General features: G+C 56.9%; 13 protein-coding genes. 5 read left to right on the plus strand and 8 right to left on the minus strand.

Going from position 1 to position 16,801, the window contains the following annotated elements; translation table 11 throughout:
• The first annotated feature begins 123 nt into the window (after window positions 1-123).
• The 5 genes from mutY to IC235_RS12855 all read left to right on the plus strand — a co-directional run bounded on the left by mutY (window position 124) and on the right by IC235_RS12855 (window position 6,810).
• On the plus strand, window positions 124-1,206 hold the full coding sequence (gene mutY / locus IC235_RS12835) for an A/G-specific adenine glycosylase (RefSeq protein ID WP_223847269.1): 1,083 nt from the start codon (window positions 124-126) through the stop codon (window positions 1,204-1,206).
• Window positions 1,207-1,346: 140 nt separating this feature from the next.
• The gene (locus IC235_RS12840) at window positions 1,347-1,781 is read left to right on the plus strand and encodes a single-stranded DNA-binding protein (protein ID WP_191005582.1); all 435 of its coding nucleotides are present in this window, start codon (window positions 1,347-1,349) and stop codon (window positions 1,779-1,781) included.
• Window positions 1,782-1,946: 165 nt separating this feature from the next.
• A complete protein-coding gene (gene gldD / locus IC235_RS12845) occupies window positions 1,947-2,510 on the plus strand; it encodes a gliding motility lipoprotein GldD (protein WP_449405153.1) in 564 nt (187 codons plus the stop codon).
• 100 nt (window positions 2,511-2,610) lie between these two features.
• On the plus strand, window positions 2,611-4,707 hold the full coding sequence (recG, locus tag IC235_RS12850; protein WP_191005584.1) for an ATP-dependent DNA helicase RecG: 2,097 nt from the start codon (window positions 2,611-2,613) through the stop codon (window positions 4,705-4,707).
• A 648-nt stretch (window positions 4,708-5,355) separates the two neighbouring features.
• Complete coding sequence (locus IC235_RS12855) at window positions 5,356-6,810, plus strand: hypothetical protein (protein ID WP_191005585.1); 1,455 nt, start codon at window positions 5,356-5,358, stop codon at window positions 6,808-6,810.
• A 67-nt stretch (window positions 6,811-6,877) separates the two neighbouring features.
• Here IC235_RS12855 and IC235_RS12860 read toward each other — a convergent pair whose 3' ends face one another.
• The 8 genes from IC235_RS12860 to IC235_RS12895 all read right to left on the minus strand — a co-directional run bounded on the left by IC235_RS12860 (window position 6,878) and on the right by IC235_RS12895 (window position 16,770).
• Window positions 6,878-8,668, minus strand: a complete 1,791-nt coding sequence (locus IC235_RS12860; protein WP_191005586.1) for an acyl-CoA dehydrogenase family protein — start codon at window positions 8,666-8,668, stop codon at window positions 6,878-6,880.
• 164 nt (window positions 8,669-8,832) lie between these two features.
• Window positions 8,833-9,159 (minus strand): 50S ribosome-binding protein YggL, encoded by a 327-nt coding sequence (locus IC235_RS12865; RefSeq protein ID WP_191005587.1) that lies wholly within the window; start codon window positions 9,157-9,159, stop codon window positions 8,833-8,835.
• Window positions 9,160-9,172: 13 nt separating this feature from the next.
• Window positions 9,173-9,610, minus strand: a complete 438-nt coding sequence (locus tag IC235_RS22840) for an energy transducer TonB (protein ID WP_191005588.1) — start codon at window positions 9,608-9,610, stop codon at window positions 9,173-9,175.
• Window positions 9,611-9,697: 87 nt separating this feature from the next.
• Window positions 9,698-10,879 carry an acetyl-CoA C-acyltransferase gene (locus IC235_RS12875; RefSeq protein ID WP_191005589.1) on the minus strand — a complete coding sequence of 394 codons (1,182 nt, stop codon included), beginning with the start codon at window positions 10,877-10,879 and terminating at the stop codon, window positions 9,698-9,700.
• A gap of 146 nt (window positions 10,880-11,025) precedes the next feature.
• On the minus strand, window positions 11,026-13,434 hold the full coding sequence (locus IC235_RS12880; protein WP_191005590.1) for a 3-hydroxyacyl-CoA dehydrogenase/enoyl-CoA hydratase family protein: 2,409 nt from the start codon (window positions 13,432-13,434) through the stop codon (window positions 11,026-11,028).
• 60 nt (window positions 13,435-13,494) lie between these two features.
• Window positions 13,495-13,974 (minus strand): MarR family winged helix-turn-helix transcriptional regulator, encoded by a 480-nt coding sequence (locus IC235_RS12885; RefSeq protein WP_191005591.1) that lies wholly within the window; start codon window positions 13,972-13,974, stop codon window positions 13,495-13,497.
• Window positions 13,975-14,104: 130 nt separating this feature from the next.
• The gene (locus IC235_RS12890) at window positions 14,105-14,893 is read right to left on the minus strand and encodes a carboxypeptidase-like regulatory domain-containing protein (protein ID WP_191005592.1); all 789 of its coding nucleotides are present in this window, start codon (window positions 14,891-14,893) and stop codon (window positions 14,105-14,107) included.
• A gap of 98 nt (window positions 14,894-14,991) precedes the next feature.
• The gene (locus tag IC235_RS12895) at window positions 14,992-16,770 is read right to left on the minus strand and encodes an AMP-dependent synthetase/ligase (protein ID WP_191005593.1); all 1,779 of its coding nucleotides are present in this window, start codon (window positions 16,768-16,770) and stop codon (window positions 14,992-14,994) included.
• Window positions 16,771-16,801: the final 31 nt, after the last annotated feature.

Raw genomic sequence — 16,801 nt, forward strand, 5'->3', positions numbered from 1 at the left:
TAAGCCCTTGCCCGGTAGACGGTTCGCCCTTGAATTGGGGCCACAAAGGTAACCCCCTTTTTTTGTTTTACCAACCCGAGCCCCTAAACAAGGCCAGGGTCCAAATTATTCGCTCTCAAAATTTTGACAAAATTAATTCAGCCGCCTTCTTTTCTGGCGGCGGCGCTGCTGGCCTGGTATCCACGCCATCGTCGGGACCTGCCCTGGCGCCACACCCGAGACCCCTACGCTATCTGGCTATCCGAGGTCATCTTACAGCAAACCCGTGTCGCTCAGGGCCTGCCCTACTACGAAACTTTTCTGGCGGCCTACCCCACCGTGCAGGACTTGGCCGCCGCGCCCGAAACCGAAGTGCTACGCTACTGGCAGGGCCTGGGCTACTACTCGCGGGCCCGCAACATGCACCTTACCGCCCAGCAAGTAGTCAGGGAATACAATGGGCTGTTTCCCGGTACCTACGCCGGCCTCCTGCAGCTGCGCGGGGTGGGGCCCTACACGGCCGCGGCCATTGCTTCGTTCGCCTACGATGAAGCCGTGGCGGTGCTCGACGGCAATGTATACCGCGTACTGGCTCGCATCTTCGGGCTGCACGCCGACATTGCCGCCCCCAGCTCCCGCAAAGAGTTTCAGGCCCTGGCCGACCAACACATTCCCGCCACCGCGCCCGCTGACTTCAACCAGGCCATCATGGAGTTCGGGGCCATTCAATGCACCCCCGCCAAGCCCGATTGCTTGTTTTGTCCCCTTCAGAGCCAGTGCTGGGCCTTTCAGCACGGCCAGGTGGCCTTATTACCAGTGAAGAGCAAGGCCAAGGCCTCGCGTATCCGTTACTTCCACTACTTCGTGCTGCGCCACGGTGAGCACACGTACCTGCGCGAGCGCCGAGAAAAAGATATTTGGCAGGGCCTCTACGACTTTGCCATGACGGAAACCACGGTGCCGGAGCTGCCGGCGGCCGAGTTGCTACGCCACCTCGAGGCCCTGGGCGCCCAGCTCGACCTGCGGCAGGTAGCCGAGCCTACCCCCGCCTACCGCCACATCCTGAGTCACCAGAAGCTGGAGGCGCGCTTCCATCCGCTGGCGTTGGCTCAGCCGCTACCGGCTACGACTTTACGCGACCTGGGGCTGCGGGCCTACTCAGCCGACGAGATTGAAGCCCTGCCCAAGCCCAAGCTGATTGCTAATTATTGCAGCCAGCACCTGTGAGCGCCCTTTTCCCAGCCAGGTTAGAAATTTTTGCTCTTTTTTTTAGCCGAATATTAGATATCTCCGATTTTCTTCCTTATCTTTAAGGCAGAAAAAACCGAGCGGCTTTTTCACTTCTGTATTTCCTAACGTGCAATAATATGGCCGGAGTAAACAAAGTAATTTTGGTAGGCAACCTGGGCAAAGACCCCGAAGTGCGCCACTTGGAAGGCGGGGTGAGCGTAGCTCACTTCACCTTGGCTACCAATGAATATTACAAGGACAAGCAAGGCTCCCGCGTGGAGCGTACCGAGTGGCACAACATCTCGGCCTGGCGCGGGCTGGCGGATATGGCCGACAAATACCTGAAAAAAGGCCAACAAGTGTACATCGAAGGCAAGCTGCGCACCCGCCAGTACCAGGACAAAGACCAGCAGACCCGCTACATCACGGAGATTATCGCCGATGAGATTTCAATGCTGGGCGGCCGTCCGCAAGGAGCGGCCAGCCCTTCTACCGGTGCCAATGGGCAGGCTTCGGCCGAGGCGGAGCACAGCTTCCGCCAAGAGCCAGAGTTAGACCAGCTGCCTTTTTAGCGGTTAACCGAGTATTCTGATAAAAAGCCCCGGCACTAGCTCGGGGCTTTTTTCGTTGCTCCCGGCACGGGCCAAAGGCTACCTTTGAAGTCCGGGGCGCTGGCTGAATTAGCGCTGCCTTTCCAGCAAAGAATATTTGTGGTGTTAGCACTGAAAAGACTTTCCATTCTGGCTTTGGGGCTGAAGCTCCTGGTAAGCTGCTCGTCGGCGCCGGATTTTACCCCCAAGCCCAAAGGATACAATCGCATCGATTTGCCCGCCCACCGCTATCAGGAGCTAGCAGCCGGGCACCCATACTCGTTCGAATATTCGAGAGAAGCCGTGATCAGGCGAGACTCTTCTGCCCTGGCGCAGCCGCACTGGCTCAATGTGTATTACCCTAAGTTGCATGCCAACGTGCAGATTACCTACATGGACGTGGAGCGGGACCGCCGCCTCTACAACAAGATGATGGAGGATGCCCGCAAGCTCACCGGCAAACACGAGATTAAAGCCACGGCCATCGACGAGCGGATCCTGAAGACCCCTAGCGGCCTGCGGGCATCGGTATTTGAGCTTCAGGGCGAGGTACCCAGTCAGTTCCAGTTCTACACCACCGACAGCACCAAGCACTTCCTCCGCGGGGCATTATACTTTCGAACAGCCACGGCTAACGATTCGCTGGCCCCGGTAATTGAGTACGTGAAGACCGATATAGTTCGCATGCTCAATACGCTAAAGTATAAGTAGTTATTTATCAATTGATGGTTAACACGCTCTTTAGGGCTCAACGACGCCACCGAAGAAGCAGGTTGGCGGCTAGCTGTTGACTGATAAATTTCCATAGTAGATGAGCTTTTTCAATACCCGACTCGAGTTTCTGCGGACGGTGGGGAGCACCCAACGGGCGCAACTGCTGGGCAAAGAGCTCGGTCTTTTCACCTACGGGGACCTCATTCAGCGCTACCCCTTCCGCTACCTCGACCGGACGCAGGTATACAACGTAGCCGATCTGCACGAGGACTTGCCTTATGTGCAAGTGAAGGGTATGCTGCGGGGCAAGGAGCTGATTGGGGAGGGACCCAAACAGCGCCTGGTAGCCAAGCTGGGCGACGGCACCGGCGAGCTGGACCTGGTGTGGTTTAAAGGGGTAAAGTGGGTGCAGCAGTACACTAAAAACAACCAGGAATATATCGTCTTCGGCAAGCCTACCATGTTCAATGGTCGACCACAGATGGCCCATCCGGAGCTGGAAGAGGTGAGTGAGCGCAAGCCTGGGCAAAGCTTTCTGCAGCCCGTCTACAACACGTCGGAAAAGCTTAAGAACTACCACCGCATCGATAGCAAGGCGATTATGCGCATGGTGGCCGAATTGTTAAAGCTGGCCCAGTCGCACGTGGTCGAGTCGCTCTCGCCCGCCCTTATTGAGCAGTACGGGCTGATGAGCAAGGCGCAGGCGCTCCAGCAGATTCATTTTCCGCAGAGCCCGGAGCTGCTCACCGCCGCCAGGTTCCGGCTGAAGTTTGAGGAGCTGTTTTACGTACAGCTCAAGCTGCTGCGGCAGCGCGACCAACGGAAAGTGACCCTGGCCGGGCAAATCTTTAACCAAGTGCCCACGCTGGTCGATTTCTACAAAAATCATCTCACGTTCGACCTCACCGGCGCCCAGAAGCGGGTCATTCACGACATCTATAAGGATTTTTGCACGGGCCGGCAGATGAACCGGCTTTTGCAGGGCGACGTGGGCTCGGGCAAAACCATCGTAGCCTTCATCGCCATGCTGATGGCGGCCGACAACGGCGCGCAAAGCTGCATCATGGCCCCGACTGAAATCCTGGCCGACCAGCACTATGCGGGCTTGAAAGTATACGCCGACGCGCTGGGCATTCACATCGGCAAGCTCACCGGCAGCACCCGCACGGCCGAGCGGCGCGTGCTCCACGAGGCCCTGCGCAACGGCACCATGCACATGCTGGTGGGCACTCATGCCCTGCTCGAAGACGTGGTTCAATTCCGCAACCTTGGGCTGACCATCATGGACGAGCAGCACCGTTTCGGGGTGGCGCAGCGCTCGAAACTGTGGCAGAAGAACCCCCACATTATTCCGCACGTGTTGGTAATGACGGCCACGCCCATTCCGCGGACTCTGGCCATGACCCTGTACGGCGACCTCGACGTGAGCGTAATCGACGAGCTGCCCGCGGGCCGCAAACCCATCGTGACGGTGCATCGCTACGATGCCAACCGCCTGAAAGTGTTCGAGTTCATTCGTGACCAAGTAAAGCTGGGCCGGCAGGTGTACATTGTGTATCCATTGATCGAAGAGTCGGAAACAATGGACTATAAGGACCTAACCGATGGCTACGAAAGCGTAGCCCGGGCCTTCCCCGAGTTCCAGATCAGCATCGTACACGGGCGCATGAAGGCGGAAGAGAAGGAATACGAGATGCAGCGCTTCATCAAGCGGGAAACCCAGATTATGGTCGCAACTACAGTGATTGAAGTGGGGGTGAACGTGCCCAATGCTTCGGTGATGGTAATTGAGTCGGCCGAACGGTTTGGCCTCTCGCAGCTGCACCAGTTGCGGGGGCGAGTGGGCCGGGGTGCCGACCAGAGCTACTGCATTCTGATGACCGGCTTCAAGCTGAGCAAGGACGCACGCACCCGACTCGAAACCATGGTTCGAACCAACAATGGTTTCGAAATCGCGGACATCGACTTGAAGCTGCGCGGCCCCGGCGACCTAATGGGTACCCAGCAGAGCGGCGTGCTCGACTTGCTGATTGCCGACCTGGCCAAAGATGGCCGCATTCTGTCGGAAAGCCGGGCCGCAGCTCAGGCGCTACTAGTGGCCGACCCCAATTTGGTGCAGCCGGAAAATGGGAATATCCGGCGCCACATCGAAAGTTTGCCCGCCACGGCCGTAAACTGGAGCCGGATCAGCTAACAATGATGGACTCACCGAATGGTGCGAAACCCTTCGCCCTAGGTTGGATGATTCTCCGGCTAAAACAGCTCAGTAAGGAGCGTGCTGCCACTCTGTTGCGCCCGGACCGGCGCCTGAGTCGGCTTGGTCGGTTCAGGAGTAAGCACTTGATGAACCCATACTACCGAGCTGTCGGGAACTGTAGTGGCTTCAACATTCTGCACTATAGTAATCGGATTGGACGGTTTAGATAGTTTACCACTAATGATAAGGGCGAATAACAAAGTAAACTTAAGCAGAGACTTCATAGTAAATAATAGATATCGCGGGCGCAAAACTACGACCAAAGAAGGCTTCACTAAAACAAGCTGGCCGGAACGCTAACCAGACACGTCCAATCAGGCTTGTAACTCGTTGGATTTCTTAAATCTAAAGGTGTTAAGGCGATCCTTAAGTTAGGTTCTTTGAGTCGGCACTAAGTAAACGAGCCCGCTGTACGGAATTGCCTGCGGATGGGTTATGCTTAAAACACCTTTTTATGATCTAATTAGCCTCCCCTGGTTTAAAAGGGTATACATATACAATATCCAGGGAGTAAAAGGAGTAATTTTGCGTACCTTATAGAGTAGTCAAAATCAATTTATCCGTGGTTTAAACGCGTCATACTTCATGCTACAGCGAGCAGTGCTTATTGGGATACTGGGCTGGGCCTCACTAGCTAACACCTCCTCAGCTATTGCCCAAAAGATAAAAGCAGCCCCCTTCAACTACCTACCCGAGCAGGGGGACGACCGTTACGACATGCGGGTGCCCAATAAAACCTTGTCCCTGCCCGATGGCTCGGGCTTCGTGATTCTGGCGCACCAAAGCGTGGGGGGCTATGCGGTAGAACGCTACGATACGAACCTGAAAAAGCTATGGAGCACCACCATTCCGGTAGGCCCGGGCGAGACGCTGGAAGCTTTCGGACGCAGCCCGCAGCAGGCGCTGGTGGTTTTGCACAATAAGGACGCGAGTAGCCAGAACCTAACCGTGGTGCCCGTAAACCTGCAAAGCGGCCAAAAAGGACCCGTCAAGCTACTCATAACCGCGCCTGCCCGGGACCGGCGACCAGGGGTATCCATTTCGCCCGACGGCACGCGGGTGCTGGCCTTCCGCTACCTTACCCGCGAGCAGCAAGTAAAAAGCATTGCCGCTACCCTGTTTGACCAAAGCCTAGCCCAGGTAGAGCAGAAAACGTACGATTTTCGGGACCAGGGCGACTTTTTCTCGCCGGGCGTGCACGTGGCCAACGACGGCACCCAGTACGTTACCTTGATTAGCGAAGGAATGAAAAAGTTGACCGTGCGCCGCTATCCGGCTAGCAAATCGGCCGACGTTAAGGTGATGGGCGTTCCGGTTGGCGGCACCTTTGCGGGCAAAGCTATCACCATCCGGGATGCCAAATTCGTAGTGCTGGGCGATGGCAGCCTGTACGCGGCCGCTTTGTGCGCCGACTACAAAACCGGCGAGTACTATAGCCTCAAAGTGGTGAAATACGATTTTGCTGGCACCGGCGACATGAAATTTTCGCCGGAGTTCCGCTTCACCCCCGCCTACCTGGCCGAAGTGGGCAAAGCCAACGGGGTGGACGTAAAGCGCCTGGAAGACGTGTACCTGTCGGAGCTGCTGCTCACCGCCGAAAAACAACTGATTGTAATCGCGGAAAAGCATTTTGAAACCGGCAGCGGCGAGGCCCCGGTGCACGCCCAGGAGCTGCACGTGTTCGGTTACAATGAGTATGGGATGCCCACGTGGCACAGCATCGTGGCTAAAAACCAAACGGCTCCGGCCGTAGATGCTTACACCGGCATTGGCTTCCGGACGGCGGTGTTTGGTAACACGGTCCAGATGGTTACGCTGGAAACCATCGATAAAAAATCGGACCTCTACCTGCGCCGCATTAACTGCCAAACCGGGGTGGTGACCGCCCCCGAGCGTCTGAAGCTGAACGTAGCCGATGACCAGCAACTCGCTTACGTAAAGGACTTCACGGCCTGGCTCGGCGAGAAAACCATCGTGGGCGTAAGTCGGCCGAACAAGAAGTCCGCTACTTTACAGCTGGAGAAGATTGTGGTGAAGTAAGGTAGTTATGCGCAAAAGGGCCGCTCCCGACGTGGGAGCGGCCCTTTTTTATGTTCAGACGAATGCCTTAGAATGGGTATTCGTTGGCCTCGATTACCACGGCGGCGATCCGACGACGGGCGTCGCGCACGTTCAGTAGCTCGGCTTTGGTGAAGCGCTTGAGGCCCATGGCCAGCAGGCGCTGCTCATCACCTTCGGCCATGCTACCAATGGCGTCTTTACCGGCTTTCTCCACCGTATCAACTGTATCGGCGAGGTACACGCGGGCGATATCGGCCTGCACTGCCAGGGCGTCGGCCCCCTTCGTGGCCGCTTCCTTCTCCACGCGGAGCAGGGTGCTCTCAGCCGTGTAGACTTTGATGGCCATGTCGGCGATGTTCATGAGCAACTCCTGCTCCTTGGCGAGCGTGGCGGCGTACTTCTGCACAGCCGTACCAGCGACCATCAGAATGGCTTTCTTCAGATTAGCAATGGTCTTGAACTCCTTGCTGAACAAGCCGGTTTCTTCATCCTGGCTCAGGCTGGGAATACTCATCAGCTCCTGCTGCACGGCCTGGGCGGGGCCCATCAGGTCAATCTCACCCTTGAGGCCTTTCTTCAAAATCATATCCACGGCCAGCAGCCGGTTGATTTCGTTGGTCCCTTCGAAGATGCGGTTGATGCGGGAGTCGCGGTAAGCGCGGTCCATGGGATAGTCGGCCGAGAAGCCGTAGCCACCGTAAATCTGCACACCCTCGTCCACTACGTAGTCGAGCACTTCGGAGCCTTCTACTTTCAGGATGGCGCACTCAACCGCGAATTCGCGGGCGGCCCCAAGCAGGGCTTCGTTAGCGCCTTTGCCTTCGGCCATCAGCTGCTGCTCAGTGCGGTAGATGTCGGAGCCGGCGCGGTAAATGGCCGACTCAACGGCGTAGAGGCGAATGGCTTGCTGAGCAATCTTATGGCGGATAGCCCCGAACTTGGCAATCGGCAGCTTGAACTGCACCCGTTCGTTGGCGTACTTCACGCTCAATGTGGCCGCCATTTTCGCGGCGCCCAGGCAAGCGGCCGCCAGCTTAATGCGCCCAATATTCAGCACGTTGAACGCGATGAGGTGGCCTTTGCCAATCTCCCCCAACACGTTCTCCTTGGGCACGGTCACATCCGACAGAAACACCTGGCGGGTGCTGCTGCCCTTGATGCCCATTTTGTGCTCCTCATTGCCCAGGCTCAGGCCGGGCGTGTTTTTCTCGACGATGAAGCCGGTGAATTTGTCGCCGTCGACCTGCGCGAACACGATAAACACGTCGGCAAATCCGCCGTTCGTAATCCACATTTTCTGACCGTTCAACACGTAGCCACTGCCATCGGCCGTCGGCATGGCTTTGGTTTTGGCCCCGAGGGCGTCGGAGCCGGAGCCGGGCTCGGTGAGGCAGTACGCCCCCATCAGCTCGCCGCTGGTCAGGCCGGGCAGGTATTTGGCTTTTTGCTCCTCGTTGCCGAAGTACAGAATGGGCAGCATGGCAATGCCGGTGTGCGCGGCAAACGCTACCGGGAAGGAATGGCCACCGCCTACGCCCTCGGTTACCCGCAGGGCCGTGGTGAAGTCCATATCCAGCCCGCCGTACTGCTCGGGAATGCTCACGCCGAACAGCCCCAGCTGGCCGGCTTTCTCCATCAGGCCGCGCATGAGGCCTTCTTCGTGGTTATCGAGGCGCTCGAGCAGCGGCTGCACTTCGGCGGCTACAAAGTCCAGGCAGGTCTGGTGCATGTAGTTCTGCTCTTCGGTAAAGTCAGCCGGCGTGAAGACGTCCTGCGCGTCGGTCGGCTTGATAATGAATTCGCCGCCCTTGAGGGGCGCTTTCTGCGTTACTTCCATGACGGTTGAAATGATATTGAAGATTAAAATTATTAGGCTAGCCTACTATTTTCAGAAACAACGGGCCGGCTGGTTTAGTGTTGCAAGATAAGAAAATTTGTTAGGCTTGCCTACTACTTCCCGCAAAGAAACCCCGGCTGAGCGGGGTATTTTTGGCTATAATGCTACTCGTACGACCCGCTCCAAGACGCTTGCCACGGATCGACGAGCGGGTCTACGAACACCATTAATACTTCGTCTTGTTGGAGGAGCCACGTTTCAACAGCTTTTCGGTCGGCTTCCGTAGCGGTTCGGCGGGAGTCAGCACATAAAAGAAAGTGGGTTGGGCCCCCGTACATCTCCAGGTCATTGGCTTTTACCATGCCAGTCAGCCGGTGCCAATAAGCATCCAATACGTCGCTGCGCAACCCGCCGAATAAAACAACCTGTACCTCAAAACCCTTTGCCTGAAACTCTTGCAGCCTAAGCTTCTTTCTGAGTCGCTTTTTCATGAGCGCTCCCGTGTTATTGAAGTTCAATACGAATAGGCATTGTAAAGCTGACAGCTACTGGCTTCCCGCTCTGGTACCCCGGGGTTAGTCTTGGCAGAGTGCGGACAGCTTTAAGAAGGGCTTTATCATATGCCGGCACTCTACTACTGACTATTATTTGCTCACCGTAAATTGCCCCACTTGGCCCGACGATGAAATAAATTACTGTCCGGGGCCAATCAGGTTGCGGCTTGAGATGAGGCACGTTCAATCTCTTGTTAATTGCCGCTACTAAAGCAGCATTACCTCCACCACCAGGCAGCTCCGGCATTTGCTCCACGCAAGTGTATACACGATTGGTTTCGAGCGCTTTCGCAAGCGGACTTTGGGTCTGTGATAGTGGATTTCGCTGAGCTCTGGCGCTCGATGAAAGTACTGTCAGCAGGAGGGGTACACTGAATAGCAGCCTCATCAGTCAGTGTTTGAAATCCCTCAGCGAGACAGTGGTCGGACGAAGCCCTGCGGGCGATTCGTCCGACCACGTCCGACCATTTCAGGGTTACTTCAGTAGCTCGTAGATGCCGGCCACGCCTTGGCCGCCGCCCACGCAGGCTGTTACCATGCCATACTTCTTGCCGCGCTCGCGCAGCTCGTCGAACAGCTGGATGCTCAGTTTGGCGCCGGAGCAGCCCAGCGGGTGGCCGAGGGCAATGGCGCCGCCGTTCACGTTCAGCTTCTCGGGGTCGATACCCAATTCCCGCACGACGGCCAGCGACTGTGAGGCGAAGGCTTCGTTCAGCTCAATCAGGTCGATGTCGTCCAGCTTTAAGCCAGCTTGCTTGAGGGCTTTCGGTACGGCTTTGATGGGCCCCATGCCCATGATGCGCGGGTCGACGCCTTCGGAGGCGTAGTTCACCATGCGGGCAATGGGTTCGAGGTTCAACTCCTTCACCATACGCTCCGACATTACCAGTACGAAGGCGGCGCCATCGGACGTTTGCGAGGAGTTGCCGGCCGTGACGGTGCCATTGGCGGCAAACACGGGGCGCAGTTTGCCCAAGGCTTCCACCGAGGTATCAGCGCGGGGGCCTTCGTCGGTGTCCACCACGTAGGAACGGGTTTTCTTTTTGTCGGTGGCTTGGTCTACGTAGGTTTCCTCCACCGTTACGGGCACGATACTCTTCTGAAACTTGCCGCCCTGGATGGCCTTAATGGCTTTCTGGTGCGAGCGGTAAGAGAACTCGTCCTGGTCCTGCCGGCTGATTTTGTAGTCTACGGCCACAGCTTCGGCGGTGAGGCCCATACCCATGTAGTAATCGGGATGCTTCACGGCCAGGTTGTAGTTGGGCACAGTTTTCCAGCCCACGGTGGGCACCATGCTCATGCTTTCGGTGCCGCCCGCGATGATGCAGTCGGCCATGCCGGCGGTGATTTTGCCCACCGCCATCGCAATGGTTTCCACGCCGGAGCCGCAGTAGCGGTTCACGATGAGGCCCGGCACGTTGATGGGCAGGGCCAGCAGCGAAATAAGCCGGCCCATTTGCAGCCCCTGCTCGGCTTCGGGCACAGCATTGCCCACGAGTACGTCGTCGATACGAGTCGGATCCAGGGCCGGTACCGAGGCCACCAGATGCTTGATAACCGTCGCCGCCAAATCGTCGGGACGGGTGAAGCGGAAGCCGCCGCGGGGCGCTTTGCCCACTGCGGTGCGGTAACCGGCTACGATATATGCTGTCTGCATTTTTTAGAGCTTAGATATTAGCGCGTAGAACTTAGAGTTCTTTCGCTGTGAGTTTAAGGTTGAAGGCTTTTCTGAAAACCGTACAGCTTAGGGAGTAGAACGAAAATTCAGAAACCATCTAAGCTCTGAGTTCTACGCTCTAAGTTCTAGTTCCGCAGCGGCTTGCCCGTCGTGAGAATCGACTGAATGCGCTCCAGCGTCTTGCGCTCGCCACACAGGCTGAGGAAGGCCTCGCGCTCCAGGTCCAGCAGGTACTGCTCGCTTACTTCGGTGGGCGCCGAAAGGTCGCCGCCGCACATTACGTAGGCCAGCTTGTCGGCAATAAGCTGGTCGTGGGTGGAGATGTAATGGCCTTGCTGCATGGCGTACACCCCCGTTTTAAACATGGCCAGGGCGCCGCGGCCGTGCACCTTGATGTTGGTTTTCGGCGTTGGCTGGGTGTAGCCAGCATTGGCCAGGTCGAGAGCCGCGGCTTTGGCGGCGGCAATCACGCGGTTGCTGTTCACCACGATTTCGTCGCCCCGGCGCATGAAGCCCAGGTCGAAGGCCTCCGCGGCCGACGTCGAGACTTTAGCGGTGCTGATGGTCATGTACGTGTTGCGAATTAGGTTCAGCTCGGGCTCGCCTTCCTCGTACTTGGCTGCCGTGCGCAAGGTCATTTCCTTAGTGCCGCCCCCGGCCGGAATCAGGCCGACGCCAAACTCTACCAGGCCCATGTACGTTTCGGCCGCCGCTACCACCCGGTCGCAGTGCAGGTTGATTTCGCAGCCACCGCCCAGCGCCAGGCCGTGCGGAGCACCCACCACCGGAATGCTGCTGTAGCGCATCCGCATCATCGCGTTCTGGAACTGGGCAATCATCAGGTTCAGCTCGTCGAACTCCTGCTCCACCGCCTGCATGTACACCAGGCCCAGGTTGGCCCCGGCCGAGAAGTTGGGCGCGTCGTTGCCAATCACCAGGCCGCGGTAGCTGGCTTCGGCCATCTCCACGCCCTTCAGTAGGCCCTGAATTACGTCCTGCCCGAGCGAGTTCATCTTCGAATGAAACTCGACGTTCAGGATACCGTCGCCCAAGTCGATTACGGAAGCGCCGGCGTTCTTCCACAGCACCTTGCCGGTGGTTCGCAAGTTGTCGAGAATAATAAAGCTCTCCACCCCCCGGATGGGCTGATACTGCTTGGTCTCAACGTCGTAGTACTCCTTCACGCCGGCCTCGTTCACTTTATAGAACGAAGTATGGCCGGCGGCTAGCATCTCCGTCACCCAAGCGGCCGGCGGTCGGCCTTCGGCCTGCATTAGCTCGAGGCCTTTTTGCACGCCCAGGGCGTCCCAGGTTTCGAAGGGGCCCATTTCCCAGCCGAAGCCGGCCCGCAACGCATCGTCAATCTTATACAGGGCGTCAGTAATTTCAGGGATGCGGTTCGTAACGTAGGCAAACAGGCTCCCGAAGCTCTTGCGGTAAAACTCGGCGGCTTTGTCTTTGCCACTCACCAGCACCGCGAAGCGGGGGGCCAGCGTCTCCATGGTTTTGGTCAGCTCCAGGGTGGCGAACTTCACTTTCGCGCTGGGCTTGTACTCCAGCGTGTTCAGGTCCAGGGCCTGGATTTCGGACTTGCCGCCTTCGCCCTTTACTTTCTTGTAGAAGCCCTGGCCGGTTTTATCGCCCAGCCACTTGTTCTCACCCATTTTCCGGAGGAACTCGGGCAGTTGAAACACGTCTTTGGCCTCGTCGTTTGGCAGGCCCTGGGCCAGGCCGTTGGCTACGTTCATGAGCGTATCCAGGCCCACCACGTCGGAAGTGCGGAAGGTGGCCGACTTGGCGTGGCCAATTACCGGGCCGGTGAGCTTATCTACTTCTTCCACCGTCAGGCCCAACTCCTGCATGATGCGCAGCACGTCCATGATGGCGAACACGCCCACCCGGTTGGCGATGAATGCCGGGGTATCCTTGGCGAGCACCGTGGTTTTGCCCAGGTACAGGTCGCCGTAGTGCAACAGGAAATCAACAATTTTCGGGTCGGTATCCGGGGTCGGAATAATTTCCAGCAGCTTCAGGTAGCGGGGCGGGTTGAAGAAGTGCGTGCCGCAGAAGTGCTTCTTGAAATCGTCGGAGCGGCCTTCCGTCATCAAGTGAATCGGAATGCCGCTGGTGTTGCTGCTGATGAGGGTCCCGGGCTTGCGAAACTGCTCTACGCGCTCAAACAGGCCTTTTTTAATGTCGAGCCGCTCCACCACAACCTCAATCGTCCAGTCGCAGCCGGCAATATCCTTGAGGTTGTCGTCGAAGTTGCCGGTTTTGATGCGGCTGGCGTCGGCCTTGCGGTAGAGCGGCGACGGATTGGCAGCAATGGCCGCTTGCAGCGCGGCATTGACAATGCGGTTGCGCACGGCGGGAGCATCTAGCTGCAGGCCCTTTTTTTCTTCGTCGGGCAGCAGTTCCTTGGGCGCAATGTCGAGGAGCAGCACCGGCACGCCAATGTTGGCGAAGTGACAGGCAATCCGCGAGCCCATGACGCCGGAACCCAGCACGGCAACTTTCTTGATGGTTCTATTCATCCTCTGGTGGGGGTGATGAGGTGGAAAAGTAAAGTGTAACAAAAGGCCCGAGCCGCCGGGTTAGGTAGTGGACGACTCCTGCCGTAAAGGCTTCAGCACAAAATCCTCGAACAGGGTTTTGCCCTCTATCATGCCCGTAATCTGGGCAGCCACCTTGAAAAACACGTCGAGCTGGCTCTGAGGTATTTTCTCGCGCATTTTCAGGTTAAAGTGGCGCACCGTCTGGCGGGAGATTTCCTTTTTCTCGAGCCCGAGGGGGGTCAGAAAAATGCGAACCGAGCGTTTATCCACCGAGTCGGCCTGCTTGTAGATCAAGCCTTTTTCCTCCATGCTCCGCAGGATGCGGGTCAGGCTGCGGGTTTCCAGGCCCAGGAGAGGCGCTATTTTGGTGGCGGGCGTGCCTTTCTCCTGGTCGATGTTCAACAAGACAAAGCCAATGCTGGTCGTGATGTCGTTTTGGGCCGCCTGGGTGTTATACATCCGGGAAATGGCGTGCCAGGCCACTTTGATGTTGTAGTCGACGGTTTCTTCGGGCTTCATGAATAGGGCTGAAAGTGCGGTAAACTTACGAATATTTTATTAGGCTTGCATAACAGTTGAATGTAAATAAACAAGGCCCCGCGCTACGGCGCAGGGCCTTGTTTGAAACAAAACCTGTATAGTTACGGAATCACAACTGCACTGCGATTCCCGGCGAGGACGTTGTGCTGAACGTTGGGTATACTGCGCGCCCAGTGGCTGGATCTAAGTAAGAGGGGAAAACGCTGGTGGCTCCAAACGCTGCCAGATAAACCGTAGTGCCTGAAGCAAAGCCAGCGTTAGTTAACGAAAAGCGATTGATACCGACTGTGGTTGAATAATAAGTAGCGAACGTTCCACCCGAGCCAATGGTACTGGTGCTGATTAGGATGCCGGTAGCCGGGGTGGGGTTGGGCGACGCGCTGGCGAAAAAAGCAACCCGAAAGGTATTGGTCGGAACAGGGCTGGCGACGGTCAAGTTCAGGTACACTGTAATCATGTTAGACGAACCATTAGTTAAGCTGGTTATTGTCTGGGTAGAAACTTGCGACATGGTGCTTGTGCCCAGAAAGGTAGCTTGGTCGCCACCCACGTGCCCTACTCCTATGCGCCGGAACGTACCGTAGCCCGCACGTGAATAAACGATGTTATAGGTGCCGGCGCGTACGTTGCTTAGCGTGAATCGGCCATCGGCGTCGCTGGTGGCAGTAATTGCCGGAGTCACCCCGTCCAGAGTCACTAGAACACCCGTTTTGGACAATTGAACGCCATTCTCATCAACCGAATTGACAAAGCCAGTGATGTTGCCCGAGAGGCCTGTGCCTGATGGTCCTGCCGGGCCCGGGTCTCCGTCTTTGCCTTTGCATCCGGCAAGCAACAACGCAGTACTGAGTACGACGCAGGCGTACCGAGACAGTTTTTTAGGGTATGAAAGCTTCATACTAAATAATGCGGAGAAAAGTGAACGCAGCAAAGCTACGATAGAAAAACACTCAATCAATCATGATTTAGTATAAAACTTTCTTGATTTTTCTCAAGCTAGCGCTTTTCAGCGTGCGCATACAGTTCTTCTATAAGCTGCTTGTTCTTCTCGGTGATGACTTTGCGCTTCACTTTCATCGTGGGGGTCATCTCACCGCTCTCTACGGTCCAAAGCTCAGGCAGCAGGACGATGCGCTTCACCTGCTCCCACTGGGCAAAGCTTTGGTTGTACTGCTTTACTAAGCCCTCGTAGAGCGCCACGATTTTCTCGTTTTTAACGAGTTCTTCATTGGGCGCATCGGGTACGCCATTGCGCTTGCACCAGCCTTTCAGGTCGGAGAACGAAGGCACTACCAAGGCCGACGGGAACTTCTGGTCGGCGCCCACTACCATGGCCTGCTCGATCAGGGGGTCTTCTTTCAGCTTGCCCTCGATGACTTGCGGCGCGATGTACTTGCCGCCCGAAGTCTTGAACATTTCCTTTTTGCGGTCGGTAATCTTGAGAAACCGGCCATTCACCAGCTCGCCAATGTCGCCGGTGTGGAACCAGCCTTCCTCGTCAAACACCTCCGCCGTCAGGTCGGGCTTGTTGTAGTAGCCCTTCATCACGCAAGCTGACTTGGTTAGAATCTCGCCATCGGGAGCAATTTTCACTTCCACATTATTGATAATCGGTCCTACCGTGCCAATCAGGTTGTTTTCCGGCTCGAATCCTCCTACGGCAATTACGGGCGAGGTTTCCGTCAGGCCGTAGCCCTCCATTACGCGGATGCCGGCGGCCCAGAATACCCGGGCCAGGCGCGGCTGCAGGGCGCCCCCACCCGAGACGATGCAGCGCAGGTTGCCGCCCAGGGCCTCGCGCCACTTGTTGAAAATGATTTTGTTGGCCAGGGCCAACTGGGTGTTGTACAGAAAACCCTGATCCTTCTGGGTATCGAACTTCAAACCCAGATCTAAGGCCCAGAAGAACAAGCTCTTCTTAATGCCCTCCTGCTCATGGCCCTTGGCGACGATTTTATCGTATACCTTCTCCAGCAGGCGCGGTACGGTAGTGAAGATCTGCGGCTTAACCTCACGCAGGTTGTCGGCGATGACTTCCATGTTCTCGGCGTAATAGATGCTCACGCCATTTATCATGTAGAGGTAGGTCACCATCCGCTCGAAGATGTGGCAGAGCGGCAGAAAGCTTAACGCTTTGTCGCTCTGGCTGACCGGCACGTAGCGCTGCGAGTTGCGGCAGTTGCTCAGAATATTGTCGTGGGTGAGCATGACGCCTTTGGGGCTGCCCGTGGTGCCGCTGGTGTAGATGAGCGTGAGCAGGTCGTCGGGCTGCACGGCGGCTTTCAGGGGCTCCAAATCGGCGAGGCGGCCTTTTCTACCCAGCTCCAGCAGCTCGCTGAAATGCCGGGCCCCCTCAATTTTATCGAAAGTGAAGACGTTCTCGGCGGGAATGGCCAGGCCGATAGTGGCTTCTTTTACTTTATCGAAGAGCTTCCGGTCGGCCACGAATACGGCGCGCACGCCGGCATCGGCAAAAATGTATTTATAGTCTTCAACCGTGATGCTGGGGTACATGGGTACGCTCACCGCGCCGATTTGGGCAATGCCAAAATCAGCCAGCATCCACTCGGGGCGGTTCATGCTGATGATGGCTACTTTGTCGCCGTGCTTCAGACCCAGAGCTGCCAGGCCCAGGCTGACGAGGTTAACCTCGTCTTGCACCTGCTGCGTGCTGGTGAGGACCCACTGGCCGTCGACTTTGGCGGCCAATGCATCATTATTGGGCAAGGTGGCTAGTTGATGGGGTAGGATATCGAAAGAGCGACGAACGTCCATGGGTGGGGGTCGGGTAAAGCGTAACGCGTAA

The sequence above is a fragment of the Hymenobacter montanus genome (assembly GCF_014699115.1).
Lineage (GTDB): Bacteria > Bacteroidota > Bacteroidia > Cytophagales > Hymenobacteraceae > Hymenobacter > Hymenobacter montanus.